Raw genomic sequence first — 12625 nt, forward strand, 5'->3', positions numbered from 1 at the left:
CTCCCCCTGCCCTGGTCGCCCGGACCGGAGGAGGCGCCCGTCCGTCCCCTTCTCGCGCTGCTCCTTCATCGCCTTCACTTCCTCTCCCACGGAGTTGTCATGCGCTCGCCCTTCCGCTCGCGACTGCGGGCACCCGTGCGCAGCACGGTGCTCGCGCTCGGTGTCGCACTGGCCGTCGGCCTTCTGCCGCAGTACGTTCCCGAAGCAGCCGCCTCGAACGGTGACCGGACCCGGTCCGGTACACAGACGACATCGGACGACCCTGTCCGCGGCAAGGACGTCAAGGCGCGCACGTACGGCAAACCGGACCCGGCGAAGAAAGCGGCCGTGAAGTCCGCCGCCGAGACCCACTGGCCGAAGGCCGCTTCGGACGAGGTCGCTCTGCCGGGGGAGAAGAAGAGACCCGTCAAGGCCGCCGGTCTCCCGGTCGAGATCGCCGCCACCGGTACCACCGGCCCAGACTCGGTGCGCGTCGCGGTCCTCGGCCGCAAGAAGGCACAAGCCGCGGGCGTCGACGGCGTGTTGCTCACGGTGGCCCGCACGGACGGCGCCGCGAGCAGGGCGCCGGTCCAGGTCGCCCTCGACTACGCCGGATTCGCCGACGCCTACGGTGCCGGATACGGCTCCCGGCTGCGCCTGGTCCAGTTCCCGGCCTGCGTACTGACCACCCCGCGGGAGAAGGCCTGCTCCACTCCCGAACCACTGGACAGCACCAACGACGCGGTGGAGCGGACCCTGACCGCCAGGGTCACCGCAGCCGCCGACAGTTCCGGCTCCGCTGCCGGACCGGGCACGGAGGCGGCCGACTCCTCGGTCACGGTCCTCGCCGCCACCGCCGGCGCCTCCGGTGACCACGGAGACTTCGGCGCCACCTCACTGCAGCCGTCCTCGCAGTGGAGCGTCTCGACCGCTTCCGGTGCCTTCAACTGGTCGTATCCGATCACGGCCCCACCCGTACCGGGCGGCCTGGCCCCGCAGGTGGCCCTCGGCTACACCTCGCAGTCCATCGACGGCCAGACCGCGACCACCAACAACCAGGGGTCCTGGGTCGGGCAGGGCTTCTCCTACGAGCCCGGCTTCATCGAACGCCGCTACAAGCCGTGCAGCGACGACGGCCACGACGACACCAACGGGGACCAGTGCTGGGGCGGCGCCAACGCCACCATCTCCCTGGCGAGCGGCTCCTCGGGAGAAATCGTCAAGGACGACACCACCGGCGAGTGGCGCATCGCCTCGGACGACTTCAGCAAGGTCGAGCGGCTCAAGGACGCGACGAACGGCGACAACAACGGCGAGCACTGGAAGGTCACGTCCGACGACGGGACCCAGTACTTCTTCGGCCTCAACCAGCTGCCCGGTTTCGCCACGGGCAACGAGGAGACCGACTCCACCTGGACCGTTCCCGTCTACGGAGACGACTCGGGCGAACCGTGCTACGACGAGACCTTCGCCGACGCCTTCTGCACGCAGGCCTGGCGCTGGAACCTCGACTACGTGGTGGACCCGCAGGGCAACGCCATGTCGTACTTCTACAACAAGGAGACCAACCACTACACCCAGGGCCTGAAGACCGGCGAGAACGGAAAGTCGTACGTCCGCGGGGGATACCTCAAACGCGCCGACTACGGTCAGCGCGCCGGCGAGGTGTACGGCACCAAGGCGTCGGCCCGTATCGTCTTCGGCACCGAGGAACGCTGCATCGGTGACCTGACGGACTGCTCCGCCGCCGCGCTCACCGACTCCACGGCGGCCGACTGGCCCGACGTGCCGTGGGACCGCAACTGCAAGGCGGACACGAAGTGCGTCGGGCAGAACTCCCCCACCTTCTGGACCCGCAAGCAGCTCGCGAAGATCACGACCCAGATCCGCAACGGCGACAGCTCGTACGAGGACGTCGACTCCTGGGCGCTGGGCCACCTCTTCACCGACAACGGCGACGCCTCGAAGTCCCTGTGGCTCGACTCCATCGACCACACGGGGCTCGTCGGCACCGACGTGTCGGTCCCTTCGGTGAAACTGCACGGCAAGCAGCTCGCGAACCGGGTCGATGTGGCCGGAGACAACATCCAGCCCTTCATCCGCTTCCGGATGTCCTCGGTCGAGAACGAGTCCGGCGGCGTTCTGTCCGTCAACTACGCCGACGCGGCGTGCAAGGCATCGAGCCTGCCCACTCCTGGCAAGAGCACGGCTGCCTGCTACCCCGTGAAATGGCATCCGCCGGGTGTGACCGATCCGATCACCGACTGGTTCCACAAATATGTGGTCGCCTCCGTCGTGGAGACGGACCGGGTCGGCGGGAGCCCGGATCAGACGACGTCGTACACCTATGTCGGGGACGCCGGCTGGCGCAAGGCCAAGCCCGACGGGCTGAGCAAGACCGAGTACCTGACCTGGAGCGACTGGCGGGGTTACCGGAAGGTCCGCGTCGAGACGTCCGACGGCTCCACCAGCGCCTCCAACACCAGAGCAGACCACGTCTTCTTCCAGGGACTGGACGGGGACACGGATCCTGACGGCGGCACCAGGTCGTCGTCGGTGACCGACTCGACGGGCACCAGTCACACGGACTCCGACTGGAAGTCCGGTTTGGAACTGGAGACGCTCACCTACGACGGGACCAAGGTCGACTCCAAGACGGTCAACACCGTCTGGAACAAGGTCACCGCCACCCGGGTCAAGGACTGGGGAACCCGCACCGCCCGGTTCATCCGGCCGGCGAGGACGGACGTCTACACCGCCCTCGCCTCGGGCGGCTGGCGCCAGGTGGCCACCAGCAACAGCTACGACGACATCACGGGGCGCATCACCCAGGTCGCCGACTACGGCGAGACCGGGGTGGCCGACAACCAGTGCATCCGCAGTGAGTACGCGGACAACGCGGCCAAGCACATGTACGCGTACGTCTCCCGCGTCGAGACGGTCGCCGTCGATTGCGGCACGACCCCCGACCGCTCCAAGAACGTCATCTCCGACGACCTGACCCTCTATGACGGCTCGACCGGCGTGGGCACCGAACCCACCGTGGGCAACCCGACCGTCCTCAAGAGGCTCTCCTCGCACAGCGGCACGGCGGCGAGCTATCAGACGGTCTCTACCACGACGTACGACAAGTACGGCCGTCCGCTGACTCTGAAGGACGCCAAGGAGACCCCCAAGACCATCACCTACACCGACACCTACGGCCTCGCGACGGCCAAGAAGGAGACCAACAACCTGGGCTGGGTCGCCACGACCGAGTACGCCCCCCAATGGGGGCGGGCCTCCGCCCAGGTGGACGTGAACAACAAACGCACGGACCTCGCCTACGACGGCATGGGCCGGCTGACGTCCGTCTGGCTCCCCGACCGGGCCAAGGCCACCTACTCCCCGTCGATCAAGTACGCGTACGGGATCCGCACCACCGACCCGAGCTATGTGCGTACGGAAAGAGTGGAGAACGGCGGCACGTACGGGGTCGAGTACACGCTGTACGACGGGCTGCTGAGGCCGCGTCAGATCCAGGCCAAGGGCCAGAACGGCGGTCGCCTGATCGCCGACACGTACTACGACGGCTCCGGCCGCATCGTGAAGTCGAACGCCACCTACTACGCGAAAGAGGCCCCGACTCCGACCCTTTTCGCACCGCTGGGCGAGGACATCGACGCACAGACGGTCACGGAGTTCGACGGTGTGGGCCGCACCACGGCCTCGATCTTCAAGGTCGCCCAGGTGGAGAAGTACCGCACCACCTATGCCTACGGCGGCGACCGGGTCCACGTGGACCCGCCGACCGGCGAGACCGCGACGACGACCATCACGGACGCACGTCAGCGCACGGTCGAGCTGCGCCAGTACAAGGGTGCCGCCCCCGTGCCGTCCGGCACGTCGGCGGACTACACCGCCACGAGTTACCGCTACACGCCCGCCGGTGAGCTGGCCGGCGTCGAGGACAGTGGCGGCAACGCATGGACGTACGAGTACGACCAGCGCCACCGCAAGGTCAGAACGGTCGACCCCGACACCGGGGAGGCGACGTCCACGTACGACGACCTGGACCGCCTGACCTCCGTCACGGACTCCCGCAAGAACACCACCACGACGGTGTACGACAGCCTGAGCCGACCCGTCTCCACCTGGCAGGGTGCCGCCGACACCGGCACCAGACTGTCGGTGACCAGGTACGACACCGCCGCCAAGGGGGTGCTGTACGGCGTCTATTCCTACAAGGACGGCGCGGTCCACTCCTCGGTGACCTACCCGGTCCTGGAGGAGAACAACGACTACAAGCCCAGCCAGACGAGCTACTTCCTGTCCAAGACTGCCGAGCCGGAACTGGGCGGCACCTACTCGTTCAACACCCAGTACTACGACGACGGCACCGTCTCGGGCCAGAACTTCCCGGCCGTCGGCGGTCTCGCGGCCGAGTCCGTGTCCTACCTGTACGACTCCCTGCAACGTCCCACGGCCCTGAACACCTCCCTCGGCGGCGGTACCTACGTCCCGTCCGTCTCGTACTCCCCCACGAACCAGCTCGAAGGGATGGAGCTGACGACCGGCGGCTCCTCCGACAAGAAGACCTTGCTGCACTACGAGTACGAGCAGGGGACCCAGCGCCTCACCAACGCTCAGGTCACCGTCAAGGGTGCGTCGTCGCCGGCCTACGACGCCGACTACACGTACGACGCGGCGGGCAACGTCCTGTCCATCGTCGACGATCCGACCGGCGGTACACGCGACGCGCAGTGCTTCGCCTACGACAACCTGCGCCGGACGACCGAGAACTGGACGTCCAAGGTGACGCCCGACGGCAAGGCCGGCACGGGGAGCGCGGACGCGGCCTGTGCCTCCGCCCCGTCGGCGGCCACGGTCGGCGGAACGGCTCCCTACTGGCACAGCTACGGCTACGACGCGCTCAACAACCGCACCTCCGAGACGGCGCACGGCATCGGCGGCACGGCGACTTCGGCGAAGACCTACACCTATGGCGAGAACGGTGAGGGTCCGCACCAGCTGACCAAGGTCGTCGCGGAGACGGCGGCGACGTCCACGACACCCGCCGTCACCTCGCAGAACACGTACTCCTACGACGCCGCGGGGAACACCGAGACCCGTGTGCTGGGTGGCGACACCCAGTCGCTCACCTGGGACAAGCAGAACGATCTGACCAAGGTGACGAACGCGGACGGCAGCGAATCGTCGTACGTGTACGACGCCTCGGGCAGCCGGGTGCTGCGGAAGTCGGCGTCGGAGACGACGTTCTACCTGCCCGGGATGGAACTGCGCCTCGACAAGTCGTCGGGCGGGGTGAAGGCCACCCGCTACTACTCCGTCGGCGGCCAGACGGTCGCGGTCCGCGACACGGACGGTGTCACCTTCCTGGCCGGCGATCACCACGGCACCGCGCAGCTCGCCATCGACGCCGTCACCGGCGAGACACAGCGCCGCCGCCTCGACCCGTTCGGCAACGGGCGGGACAGCGCCTCGTCGGACCCGTCGAAGTGGGTGGACGACAAGGGCTTCGTCGGCGGCACGAACGACGAGACGTCAGGCCTGGTGAGACTCGGGGCACGCGAGTACGACCCCGCGATCGGCAGGTTCGTCTCGGCCGACCCGGTGCTGAACGTGGACAATCCCCAGCAGATCAACGGTTACGCGTACGGCAACAACAACCCGGTCACCATCGCCGACCCCACCGGTATGTGCGCCGAGATCGACTGCCCGACCCGGCCGTGCGCCCAGTGCGAGAACACCACCCCCGGGGTGGTACCGGGCCCGCCGAAGGTGTCCGCCAACGCGGCGGCCGCCGGGGTGACACTCGCGCAGGCCATCGGCCACTCCTCCGCCGCGGCCGTCAAGCAGCGCGAGGCGGATGCGACCAAGCAGCGCGCGATCGCGGTCGCCAAGGAACTCGGCAAGATCATCGCGGACGAACTGGGGCTCACCGATGCCCTGGACTGCTTCACCACGGGCAGTCTGGGCGCCTGCGGGGCCACCATCGTCAACGTCGTCTCATCGCTCATCAGCGGTGGTCCGATCGGCAGGCTGGTCGCCAAGTACTGGTATCGCGTCGACAAGGCGTGGGCGCTCGGCAAACGCATAGTCGCTCTCGGGAAGCAGCTCTGGGGGGCGTTCAAGGACTGGAAGAGGACCAGCCGAGCCGCGGAGGAGGCGGCGGAGTCCTGCGCGGTGAACAGCTTCATCCCTGGCACCAGGGTGCTGATGGCCGACGGCACGACGAAGGCCATCAGAGACGTCGACATCGGCGACAAGGTCCTGGCCACCGATCCGGAGACCGGTGAGACGAGCGCCGAGACGGTCACCGCCGAGATCAAGGGCGAGGGCGTCAAGCACCTCGTCAAGGTCACGATCGACACGGACGGCAAGAAGGGCGGCAAGACGTCCTCGGTCACCGCGACCGACGGCCATCCCTTCTGGGTCCCGGAACTCGGCGAGTGGATCGACGCCACCGACCTGACGACCGGGGAGTGGCTGAGCACCGGCTCGGGCACCAGGGTCCAGATCAGCGCGGTCAAGCGCTGGACCGCGCCGACGGCCACGGTTCATAACCTCACGGTCAGCAACGTGCATACGTACTATGTGCTGGCGGGAGCCTCACCGCTACTTGTTCACAATTGCGGCGGCGAGGCGATAGTCCACCTGGACTTCAGCAACCCTGATGCGAAGCATGCGCTCATCACGGTCAGGAGCGATGCAGGTGAAGTAATGTCCTCGCATCAGTTCGGCAGTACACAAAGTCCACGCGCCGGGGTCGAGACTTTTGACGCCTCGGACCTTGATCCCAAGACGACTCTCAACGTTAAGATTCGTCTGCCGAATGCGGACGCTGCTATGGCGTACACGGAAGTTATGATGGGCAAGACGGCGAAGGGAACTTATCCGGCATACAGCCTGAGAAGTCAGAGCTGTGTCACTTACTGTGCGAATGTGCTGCGAGCGGGCGGGGTAGCAGGAGTGCCGAATACTCCGGGTGCGGCGCAAAAATGGTTCATCGAGCAACTCGGATGAGCGTCCGACATAGGCTCGGAAGGAGGCTGTGTGATGCCCGTTCCGCCAGGGTGGGAGTGGCTCAACGATCTGCCGGATGAGTGGGAGGCGCCACCCGAACTGCAAAGTCCTACTCCATACCCAGAGGTCAACCTGGCGATACAGCTGCTCTCATGCGATTTCCTCGGATTTGAGGTGCGCGCTCAGATCGGGCGCTTCGTTTCGGAGGAGGCGCTTTATGGCATGTGGTTTGTTGCGGCCGTGGAAACTGCTGGGTGGGACATGCAGAAAAAGGCGCAGCTTCGTGAGGTCCCGATGGAGCAGGCACGGATCGTCTACGAGGCGTGGGAGAAACTGGATTCCATCGGGGAGCTCGACGCCCCTGATGAGGTGTTGTTGCAGCGGAGAACAGCTGCGACCGCCGCATTGACATCCACGCTGCAGGAGGCTGCGGATCTGTTCACGCGTATGCGAGCGGAGAACTGGAGCTCTCCGGCAGGTTGACGGCCCGGTACTGCTGGTAAGAGGGAGTCGGCGGACGGCCGGCTGCGCGGTCGGACAGCCGGTGCTAGTACTCCGTCATGCGCTCCCTGCGGACCGAGTAGGCGACGAAACCCGCTCCCAGGGCCAGGAACAGCGTTCCGCCTGCCACGTACGGGGTCGTGTCGAAGCTTCCCGTGTCGGCCAGGCGGGTCTGGGTCGTGTCGGTCGTATCAGTCGTGTCGGTTGTCTCGGTTGTGGTGTCTGTTGTGTTCGTGGCGGCCTCCCCGGACGTGTCCGTGGAGGTGTGTGCCGCGGTGCGGACCACCGTCGTGGTCGTTGTCCGTGTGGTGTGCTCCGCCGGCTTGTCGTCCGTCGCGTTGGCGGACGGGACGAACCACAGGGCACCCAGGAGGGTCCCCGCGGCGGTGGCGGTCAGCAACGATCGACGTGCGGACACGGAATATCGATCCCCTTGTGACGCTGGCGAATTGGCCGTGAGAGGCGATGTTAGTGAAAGGTGCGGGTCACGGGAAAGTCACGGTGGCCAGGAGTCGTACGCTCCGGGGTATGAGCACACCTGAGACATCACGTTTTGTGCGGTTGCACGTCGAATTGGTCGTCGAGGTGGACGACGAGAACGCACTGACCAAGGCGGCGCTGACCCGCATGGCCGAGGATTCCGAGATCCCGGCCGACGAGCGGGCCCACGCCGAGAGCACAGTGACGCACAACACGGCCGAGGCCCTCGCGTACCTCGTCGACCCGTTCGACCTGGTCGCGGACCTGCCCGGGGTCGAACTCGCCCAGGCCTCGTGGAGCAGCGAGCACATCGACTACGACCCCGATTCGCCGGATTGGGACCTGGACGAGGATGATGACGCCTCGGACGAGAAAGAAGCGACCGGCTGACACCGCTCGGGAGAATTCATGACCCCGGGCGGCAACCGCCACCCGGGGTTCTGTCGTCTCATGGGACGCAGTGACCGACACCCGCACCAGGCGTATCCCTGTGGAACGACGTGGCATGCCCCACACCCGTGATGGATGTGGAACGGGACGAACCGGTCGTAGCGTTAATTGGTGTTACGGGGACTCTCGTGGTTCAGGGGATTCGGCAACGATGGAGAAGCGTGTGATGACGGACAGTAAGCGGCGCAAGGGCCTGACGGTCGCGTCCGCACTGCTCGGCGGGGTGCTGATGCTCTCTGCGTGCAGCGGAGGGGGCGGCGACAACCCCAAGGGCGACGACGAAGGGGACGGCTCCTCGCAGTCGAAGGTCGACGAGGCCGCGGCGAAGAAGACGTCCGAGGCCCAGATCAAGATCACGCCCAAGGACGGCTCCGACAACGCCTCCATCAACAGCGCCGCCGCGGTCACTGTGACCAAGGGCACGCTGAGTGAGGTGACCATGAAGACGGCGGCCGGTGCCGCCGTCGAGGGCGAGATATCCGCGGACAAGAAGAGCTGGAAGCCCAGCGGTCAGCTGGAGCGCGCCACCGCCTACAAGATCGCCGCGACGGCCAAGGACTCGGACGGCCGCGCCGCCCACGAGAACGCGTCGTTCACGACGGTCTCGCCGGCCAACAGCTTCATCGGCAACTTCACGCCCGAGGACGGTTCCACCGTCGGCGTCGGTATGCCGGTCTCGATCAACTTCGACAAGGCGATCACGAACAAGGCGGACGTCCAGAAGGGCATCACCGTCTCCTCGACCAGCGGCCAGGAGGTCGTCGGGCACTGGTTCAACGCCAACCGCCTGGACTTCCGCCCCGAGGAGTACTGGAAGGGCAACTCCACCGTCACCCTGAAGCTGAACCTCGACGGTGTCGAAGGTGCCTCCGGTGTCTTCGGTGTGCAGCAGAAGACGGTCACCTTCAAGATCGGCCGCAACCAGGTCTCCATCGTCGACGCCAAGACGAAGACGATGAAGGTCATGCAGGACGGCAAGACGATCCGGACCATCCCGATCTCGGCCGGCTCGCCCGAGAACAAGACGTACCAGGGCCAGATGGTGATCTCCGAGAAGTTCAAGGAGACCCGGATGAACGGCGCGACCGTGGGCTTCACGGACGACGACGGCAAGGGCGAGTACGACATCAAGGACGTACCGCACGCGATGCGTCTGTCGAACTCCGGCACGTTCATCCACGGCAACTACTGGGGCGCCAAGTCCATCTTCGGCAGCGTCAACACCAGCCACGGCTGCGTGGGCCTGTCGGACACCAAGGGTGCCAACGACACGAACTCCCCGGGCGGTTGGTTCTACAGCCACTCGATCGTCGGTGACGTCGTGGACGTGCGGAACACCGGTGACAAGACCGTCGCCCCGGACAACGGCCTCAACGGCTGGAACCTGGACTGGGCGGCGTGGAAGGCCGGTTCGGCCGCCTGACCCGTCGACCGACCCGAACACTCCTCGCGCCGAGGGCGGTTGCTCACCACGAGCAGCCGCCCTCGGCGTTTTCACAGCCTTCCCGGGGCCAGCACAGCCCGCTGGGGGGCCTTTCCGGGGTTCTGCACAGCCTTCTCATCCTTCTCTTATGCGGGGCTTATCCCGCCATCACACGCCGTCCCTAGCTTGCGGCCATGTTCTTCACCTATCTGAGGCGCGAACTGCGCCGCCGCAGAAAGGCGGCGCTCGTCGTCGCCTCCGGACTCGCCCTGGGCATCGCCCTGGTCATCGTGGTCAGCTCCGTGTCGTCCGGCATGGAGAAGGCGCAGGGCAAGGTCCTCCAGTCGCTGTACGGGCTGGGCACGGACATGACGGTCACCAAGGCGGCCCAGGCCCAGTCGGGCACGGGCGAGCGCCCGCGCTTCCAGTTCGACGCCCGGGACGGTGACTCCGACGAGGAGCAGAGCAGCGACCGCGTCATGGTGCAGGGCTTCCAGACCCTGGCATCGAGCACGGTCTCCAAGGTCGATACGCAGAAAGGAGTCTCGGACGCCGTCGGCGGGCTCAGTCTCCAAGTCATCAAGGTCAGCGGCCAGTTCCAGCGGGGCGAGTTCCAGCAGGACCAGCAGCAGGGCGGCGGCGGTGGCAACCAGCAGGGTGGCGGCCCCGGTGCCCAGCAGTCCCCGCAGGGCCGCGTCGAGGGCGGCGGCGCCGACTTCGACGTCAACAACTACTCCGTGTACGGCACGGACGTCACCAAGCCCGACCTGGGCCCGCTGACCTCCTCGAAGATCACCAGCGGCCGTACGTTCAAGACCTCGGAGACCGACGCGAAGGTCGTCGTCGCCGACAAGTCCTACGCCAAGGAGAAGAAGCTCGCCCTCGGCGACACCGTCACCGTCAAGAGCGTCAAGTACAAGGTCATCGGCATCGCGACGCCCGACAGCGGTGACGCGGCGGCCAACCTGTACATCCCGCTCAAGCAGGCGCAGACGATCAGTGACTCCAAGAACAAGGTCACCACGATCTACGTCAAGGCGTCCGACTCGCAGCAGATCGACAGCGTCAAGTCGACGATCCAGAAGAACATCGACGGTACGACGGTGACGACCTCCGCCGACCTCGCGGACACGGTGTCCGGGTCCCTGTCCACCGCCTCCGACCTCGCCTCGAACGTGGGCAAGTGGCTCTCGATCGCGGTGCTCGTGGCCGCGTTCCTGGTCGCGGGACTGCTCACCTCGTCCGCCGTGTCCCGGCGCGTACGGGAGTTCGGCACGCTGAAGGCGCTCGGCTGGAAGTCCGGCCGCGTCACCCGGCAGGTCGTCGGGGAGGCGGTCGTCAACGGCCTCGTCGGCGGTGTCCTCGGGATCGCCCTCGGCCTCGGCGGCGCGTACGCCGTCACCGCGATCAGCCCGACGCTCCAGGCCGAACTCGCGTCCACGGGCGGGGGCATGGGCGGCCCCGGCGGCGGTGGAGGCCCCGGTGGCGGCGGCATGGGCGGCCCGGCCCGCCAGGCGGCCTCCAAGGCCCTCGACGTGACCCTCACGGCACCCGTCGCCCTCAACACGATCGCGATCGCGGTGGGCCTCGCGGTGGCCGGCGGCCTGATAGCCGGCGCGTTCGGCGGCTGGCGGGCCTCCCGCCTCCGCCCGGCGGACGCGCTGCGCCGGGTCGAGTAACCCCGGCCCTGTCAGGGGCGCGAGGAACGGCGGGCTGAGCCACGCACAGCCCGCACTTCGCATACGGCGGCCACCACCCGCCCCCGTCAGGGGCGCGGGGAACGGCGCGCTCAGCCACGACTGACCCGCACTTCGCATACGGCGGCCACCACCCGCCCCCGTCAGGGGCGCGGGGAACTGCGCGACCAGCCACGGACGGCCCGCACTTTTTCACACCGCGCCCCTCGCGGAGCGCCCGGCCCAGGAGCCACACGTGTACGAACTAAGAGGCATCACCAAGCAGTACAAGCGGGGCAAGGAGACCGTCCACGCCCTCGCGGGCGTCGACCTGACCATCGCGGACGGCGACCGCCTGGTCATCCAGGGCCCCACCGGCGGCGGCAAATCCACCCTCCTCCAGATGCTCGGCGGCCTCGACCGCCCCACCGGCGGAAGCATCGAGCTGGACGGAACAGATCTCGCCAGATTGTCCGAGACCAAACTGACGAACGTGCGCAGCGAGAACATCGGATTCGTTTTCCAGAGCTTCAATCTCATTCCCACCCTCACCGCCCAGGAGAACGTGGAGACCGCTCTCGTACCGCTGAAGGTGAAGGTGAAGGAACGGCGGGAAAGGGCCGCCGCGGCACTGGAGTCCGTAGGGCTCGCCGAGCGGGCCGGGCACCTGCCCGCGGAGCTGTCCGGCGGCCAGCAGCAGCGCGTCGCCATCGCCCGTGCCCTGGTCAAGCAGCCGAAGGTGCTGCTCGCCGACGAACCGACCGGCAACCTCGACGAGTCGATGCGCGACGAGATCATGGACGTACTCGACACCATGTGGAAGGAGCACGGGCTCACTTTCATCATGGTCACGCACGATTCCGCACTCGCGAAAAAGGCCCCCAGGGTCGCCACGATCCGGAAGGGAAAGATCACCGTCAAGGAAAACGCCAACTCTTGACTGTGGTCTCACTATTGAGCACCAGTTCACCCCCCGGCATACTGAGTATTCCGGGGGGTTACGCGCGAGCATGCGTACGGGATGTCCCCCGGCCGGGTGAACGGGGGTTCATCCCGGACCTGATCTCCAGGGGGAGACTTGCGCAGACAA

General features: G+C 67.0%; 7 protein-coding genes. 6 read left to right on the forward strand and 1 reads right to left on the reverse strand.

The genetic code is table 11. The features are described 5' to 3' along the window. Positions 1-99: 99 nt before the first annotated feature. Together ACFVH5_RS10685 and ACFVH5_RS10690 are read left to right on the forward strand one after the other, a co-directional pair. Complete coding sequence (locus tag ACFVH5_RS10685) at positions 100-7005, forward strand: polymorphic toxin-type HINT domain-containing protein (protein ID WP_385833175.1); 6906 nt, start codon at positions 100-102, stop codon at positions 7003-7005. Positions 7006-7038: 33 nt separating this feature from the next. Next, positions 7039-7488 carry a hypothetical protein gene (locus tag ACFVH5_RS10690; RefSeq protein ID WP_385833176.1) on the forward strand — a complete coding sequence of 150 codons (450 nt, stop codon included), beginning with the start codon at positions 7039-7041 and terminating at the stop codon, positions 7486-7488. Positions 7489-7552: 64 nt separating this feature from the next. Here ACFVH5_RS10690 and ACFVH5_RS10695 read toward each other — a convergent pair whose 3' ends face one another. After that, positions 7553-7924: a cell wall protein gene (locus ACFVH5_RS10695; protein ID WP_385833177.1), complete on the reverse strand. Its 372-nt coding sequence runs from the start codon at positions 7922-7924 to the stop codon at positions 7553-7555. A 110-nt stretch (positions 7925-8034) separates the two neighbouring features. On the opposite strand from ACFVH5_RS10695, the gene ACFVH5_RS10700 reads away from it, so the two are divergent. The 4 genes from ACFVH5_RS10700 (at position 8035) to ACFVH5_RS10715 (ending at position 12475) form a co-directional block, all read left to right on the forward strand. Next, positions 8035-8376 carry a hypothetical protein gene (locus ACFVH5_RS10700; protein WP_210880640.1) on the forward strand — a complete coding sequence of 114 codons (342 nt, stop codon included), beginning with the start codon at positions 8035-8037 and terminating at the stop codon, positions 8374-8376. A gap of 211 nt (positions 8377-8587) precedes the next feature. Further along, complete coding sequence (locus tag ACFVH5_RS10705; protein ID WP_384800013.1) at positions 8588-9859, forward strand: Ig-like domain-containing protein; 1272 nt, start codon at positions 8588-8590, stop codon at positions 9857-9859. Between the two features lie 194 nt (positions 9860-10053). Then, entirely contained in the window at positions 10054-11538 is a 1485-nt protein-coding gene (locus ACFVH5_RS10710) for an ABC transporter permease (protein ID WP_385833178.1), read from the forward strand. Positions 11539-11791: 253 nt separating this feature from the next. Then, positions 11792-12475 (forward strand): ABC transporter ATP-binding protein, encoded by a 684-nt coding sequence (locus tag ACFVH5_RS10715; protein WP_384800007.1) that lies wholly within the window; start codon positions 11792-11794, stop codon positions 12473-12475. The last annotated feature ends 150 nt before the right edge of the window (positions 12476-12625 follow it).

The organism is Streptomyces sp. NPDC127119 (assembly GCF_042677425.1).
Taxonomy (GTDB): Bacteria; Actinomycetota; Actinomycetes; order Streptomycetales; family Streptomycetaceae; genus Streptomyces.